This window comes from Ensifer sp. ENS06 (assembly GCF_014852205.1).
Taxonomy (GTDB): domain Bacteria; phylum Pseudomonadota; class Alphaproteobacteria; order Rhizobiales; family Rhizobiaceae; genus Ensifer; species Ensifer adhaerens.
In genome coordinates, this window is sequence record NZ_JACVBC010000067.1 from 1 (window position 1) to 261 (window position 261).

Annotated in this window: 1 protein-coding gene; it reads right to left on the reverse strand. The window is 64.8% G+C overall.

Going from position 1 to position 261, the window contains the following annotated elements; translation table 11 throughout:
• Positions 1 to 261: VCBS domain-containing protein (locus tag IB279_RS38310; protein ID WP_192341301.1), on the reverse strand; the 261-nt coding region annotated here is incomplete at both ends.

A 261-nucleotide genomic window follows, 5' to 3' on the forward strand; every position in this document is an offset into this window, starting at 1 on the left:
TGCCGTCCTGCGTGTGCGTGACCGTGTTCTCGCCCGGAAAGCCGTCAAAGCGCTCCACCACGCCGCCGAGCTGCCAACCGGACGTGATCACCGGGGCATCATTCGTGCCGGTGATCGTGATCGTCACGGTCTGCGTCGCCGTACCGCCCTTGCCGTCGTCGACGGAGACGTCATAGGTCTGCGTCAGCTTTTGGCCCGCCTGCAGCGAGTCGAGCACGCTGTCGGCAACCTTGAAGCTCCAGCCGATCTGATCGGTTGCCT